This window comes from Sulfurovum sp. bin170, assembly GCF_010892395.1.
Lineage (GTDB): Bacteria > Campylobacterota > Campylobacteria > Campylobacterales > Sulfurovaceae > UBA1140.
The window spans coordinates 1-3,360 of sequence record NZ_JAACKB010000414.1 but is presented as its reverse complement, the minus strand read 5'-3'; the positions used below and the strand labels follow the sequence as shown (position 1 = coordinate 3,360).

The window sequence follows — 3,360 nt, the reverse complement described above, 5'->3', positions numbered from 1 at the left end:
GGTCAGCCAATCAAGCTCAAGGTCAATATGATATAGTAATCGCTAATATTATAGTAGATGTACTAAAATTTATTGTAAATGATTTGAAAAAGGCAACCAAAGAGAGTGGTCTCTTGATACTTTCAGGTATTTTAGATACAAAAGAGTCACAAGTAACAGAAATTTATAGTGACTTAGAGTTAATAGAACGAAAAGTAAAAGATGAGTGGGTTACACTTATATATAGAAAGAAATAGGAACGAATGAACAATCAAAATAACAATCAGAACAACGACAATAACAATAATAATAATTTTTTTAATGACAATCCAATGTTGTCATTTGCTATCTTTTCGATAGTTATTATTATTCTCTTTAAATCATTTTTGGGTGATGGCAATACAGATTTCTCTGAGCTTATGGGAAATAAGAATATAGTTAAAACCGAGAGAGTAAAATACTCTGATATTAAACAGTATATCAAAGAGGATAAGGTCTCATCGGTCAAGATTACAAGTGGCACGATTGAGGCTATTGATAAGAGTGGAAACATCAAGTTTGTAGCTCAAAATGTTCCTGCTTTCGATGAAGGGCTTATTCCTATGTTAGAGGATAGAAATATCACTTACGAGGGGCGAATAGGTGATGGCTTAGTCACGGAACTTATCAGTATGTTGTTACCTATCTTTATCTTTTTTGGTATCTGGCTATTTTTGGCAAAAAAGATGTCAAAAGGTATGGGTGGAATCCTTGGTGCTGGAAAAGTTGGCAAAAATATTAACTCCGAAAAACCTGATGTCAAATTCGATGATGTTCAGGGTGTCCAAGAGGCAAAAGATGAGGTTGTGGAGATTGTTGATTTCCTAAAATACCCAGAGAGATATATTGAGCTTGGTGCAAAGATTCCAAAAGGTCTTCTGTTAGTAGGACCTCCAGGTACAGGTAAAACACTTTTGGCAAAAGCAGTTGCAGGTGAAGCAGATGTTCCATTCTTCTCTGTAAGTGGTTCAAGCTTTATCGAGATGTTTGTGGGTGTTGGGGCAAGTCGTGTGAGAGACCTCTTTGAACTTGCAAAAAAAGAGGCTCCATCTATTATCTTTATTGATGAGATTGATGCCATCGGTAAGAGTCGAGCTAGTGGTGGTCAGATGGGTGGAAATGATGAGAGAGAGCAGACACTCAATCAGCTTCTTGCAGAGATGGATGGTTTTGGTACCGATACTCCTGTCATTGTCTTGGCGGCAACTAACCGACCAGAGACACTGGATGCTGCACTGCTTAGAGCAGGGCGATTTGATAGGCAAGTGCTTGTGGATAAACCAGACTACGCAGGTCGTTTGGCAATCTTGAAAGTACACTCCAAAGGTGTCAAACTTGATGACTCTGTAGATATGGAGATTGTAGCGAAGCAGACAGCAGGTATGGCAGGTGCTGATTTGGCAAATATTATCAATGAGGCAGCTCTTTTGGCAGGTCGTGCCAATCATAAGACTATTAAACAGGCAGAACTTCTGGAGGCTATTGAGAGAGCATTTGTTGGTCTTGAGAAGAAAAATAGAAAAGTTTCCGAAGTTGAAAAGAGAATAGTCGCTTATCATGAGAGTGGACATGCTCTGATGGCTGAACTAACCAAGGGGGCTACAAGAGTAACAAAAGTATCTATTATCCCTAGAGGTTTAGGTGCATTGGGTTATACACTTCACTTGCCAGATGATGAGGATAGATTCTTGAAAAGAAAATATGAACTCATGGCTGAGATTGATGTTCTTCTTGGTGGACGAGCTGCCGAAGAGGTATTCTTGGGTGAAATCTCAACAGGGGCAGGTAATGACCTTGACCGTGCAACTGCGATTTTGAAAGATATGATTACTGTTTATGGTATGAGTGATGTGGCAGGGCTTATGGTTCTCTCACGAACTCAAAGCAGTTTCCTTGGTGGAGGTATGGTATCAAATGATTATAGTGAAAAGATGGCAGAAGATATAGATGCCGAGATTAAAAATACACTTGATAGAAGATATAATTTTGTTAAAGAGACTCTACGAACCTATAGTGTGGCTATTGAAAATATGACAGCTGTTCTTCTTGATGTTGAAGTGATAGAGGGAGCTAAGGTTCGATCGATTATCCAAGATTTCGAAGAGGAGAGTGGAATGGAGTCTCGTTTGGCTCATTTTAAAAAGGGAGATAAGAAAGCATAACACTCAGAGATAGTTTTAAAGTGATAGTTTGAATTTTCTATCACGCTATCACCTATCGCAATAGTATGACCTATCTTTGCATTATGAGCTAGGTCAATATCACTCTGTTTATCGCCTATCATCCAAGATTTCTCTAAATCTATACTGTAACTCTTTAAAACCTGCTCTATCATTCCAGTTTTTGGTTTACGACAGTTGCATGACTCTTTAGGTGTGTGTGGACAGTGTTGAACTAACTCTATATTGATATTTTGCTCATGAAATCTCTCTAGCACCCATTCCATTAAAAAATCAAAATCTTTCTGAGTATAGTAACCCCTTCCTATACCTGATTGATTGGTGATGATAAAAAAGATATAACCCCTCTCTTTAAAGAGATGAAGAAGCTCAAAGATATTTGGTATAAACTCAAAATCTTCAATCTTATGGACATAATAAGTGTCGATATTTATTATGCCGTCACGGTCTAAAAAGAGGGCTTTTTGCATTTTGAACTTCTTTTAAATTTAGGAAACGAAAACTTTAGTTTCGTCCTTTTCTGGGCTGAAGCCCAATGCCAATGAATTAAGCTTTTTTTGAATCAAATAGTTCGGGTGTAAACACGCCGATTCCGAAAATGCAGATTGCACATAAGGAACCGATGGCTTTAGCCTCGTTAATTCATTGGTCTTTCGATTCCAAGGGCTTTTTGCTGAGGCATTTAGTAGCTAAATTTTAGTCCACCATAGAAGCCATTGCTAAAGATATAATCTTCATTATTCTCATCACCTACTCCAAATCCAGTTATAATATTTCGATACCCTGCATATATCTTTACATTCTCTATCATCTCAATATCAGCAGCAAATCTAAATTCACTATATTTTTCAGAATCACCAAAACTAAGTGCTCCTGGAGCATAGAGAAGTTTGGTCTCTATAGATATGGTAGGAATATTGAACATCAAAGGTGGAAATGTATAACGAATAATACCCATAAGAGGAACGGCTGCAAACCATTTAGAATCAAGCTCTCTATCTGAATCATCAATATTGGCAAGAATTGCTTTTGCACCAAAAGTGAGTTCAATCCCTTCAACCCCTTCAAGTTTGTTTGTAGCACCGATACCAACACCAATTAGTTTGGCATCTTTTCTACTATCTTCAACATTTAAAAAGTTGAAATCAGCCAAGTAGATAGT

The 3,360-nt window shown here is 37.6% G+C and carries 4 protein-coding genes; 2 read left to right on the top strand and 2 right to left on the bottom strand.

Going from position 1 to position 3,360, the window contains the following annotated elements; genetic code table 11:
- Together GSY74_RS09795 and ftsH are read left to right on the top strand one after the other, a co-directional pair.
- On the top strand, window positions 1-236 hold a 236-nt coding region (locus GSY74_RS09795), incomplete at its 5' end, for a 50S ribosomal protein L11 methyltransferase (protein ID WP_188108716.1).
- A 6-nt stretch (window positions 237-242) separates the two neighbouring features.
- On the top strand, window positions 243-2,180 hold the full coding sequence (ftsH, locus tag GSY74_RS09790; protein WP_164664920.1) for an ATP-dependent zinc metalloprotease FtsH: 1,938 nt from the start codon (window positions 243-245) through the stop codon (window positions 2,178-2,180).
- Here ftsH and GSY74_RS09785 read toward each other — a convergent pair.
- Both GSY74_RS09785 and GSY74_RS09780 read right to left on the bottom strand, forming a co-directional pair.
- Window positions 2,150-2,668, bottom strand: coding sequence for a D-glycero-beta-D-manno-heptose 1,7-bisphosphate 7-phosphatase (locus GSY74_RS09785; RefSeq protein ID WP_164664919.1), 519 nt, complete (start codon window positions 2,666-2,668; stop codon window positions 2,150-2,152). The two genes, ftsH and GSY74_RS09785, sit on opposite strands and share 31 nt — an antisense overlap.
- A 212-nt stretch (window positions 2,669-2,880) precedes the next feature.
- Window positions 2,881-3,360 (bottom strand): YfaZ family outer membrane protein (locus GSY74_RS09780; RefSeq protein ID WP_164664918.1); only part of this gene is annotated, 480 nt, incomplete at its 5' end.

Excerpts from the sequence above, each read along its gene's own strand:
- ftsH (WP_164664920.1), top strand. The coding sequence starts at position 243 with ATGAACAATCAAAATAACAATCAGAACAACGACAATAACAATAATAAT.
- GSY74_RS09785 (WP_164664919.1), bottom strand. The coding sequence starts at position 2,668 with ATGCAAAAAGCCCTCTTTTTAGACCGTGACGGCATAATAAATATCGAC.